This window comes from Mesorhizobium sp. M4A.F.Ca.ET.020.02.1.1, from assembly GCF_004022645.1.
Taxonomy (GTDB): Bacteria; Pseudomonadota; Alphaproteobacteria; order Rhizobiales; family Rhizobiaceae; genus Mesorhizobium.
This window is the reverse complement of sequence record NZ_RZOI01001357.1, coordinates 1-554: the sequence shown is the minus strand read 5'-3', so window position 1 is coordinate 554 and position 554 is coordinate 1. Positions and strand designations below refer to the sequence as shown.

Genomic DNA, 554 nt, shown 5'->3' with positions numbered 1-554 from the left:
CTGGTGAAGTGCTTCGAGGAGGCCGGCGTTCCAGCCGGCGCGCTCAACCTCGTGTTCGGCGTTCCCGCCGAGATATCGCAGCATCTGATCGCGTCGAGCATCATCCGCAAGGTTTCCTTCACCGGCTCCGTGCCGGTCGGCCGCCACCTTGGCGAGTTGTCGGCGCGCCATCTCAAGCGCACGACCATGGAATTGGGCGGGCACGCTCCCTTCATCGTCTGCGACGATGCCGATCCGGCCGCCGCGAGCGCAACCGGCGTCGCGCTCAAGTTCCGCAATGCCGGGCAGGTCTGCGCAGCACCCACCCGCTTCCTGGTGCAGGACGGCGTCTTCGACGCCTTTGTCGACGCCTTCGTCGACGGGGCCGGCAAGCTGAAGGTCGGCGACGGAGCGCATGTGGGGACCCAAATGGGGCCGCTCGCCCATGCGCGCCGGCTCGATGCGATGGCCGGCCTGGTTCGCGACGCCGTCGAGGCGGGCGCCGAGCTTCGCGTCGGCGGTAAGCGCATCGGCAACGAGGGCTTCTTCTTTGAACCCACCGTGCTGACCAACGT

The 554-nt window shown here is 68.1% G+C and carries 1 protein-coding gene; it reads left to right on the top strand.

The window, feature by feature from the left end:
- Nucleotides 1-554, top strand: a 554-nt coding sequence (locus EN742_RS37115) for an aldehyde dehydrogenase family protein (protein WP_128333998.1), incomplete at both ends; no start/stop codon positions are given.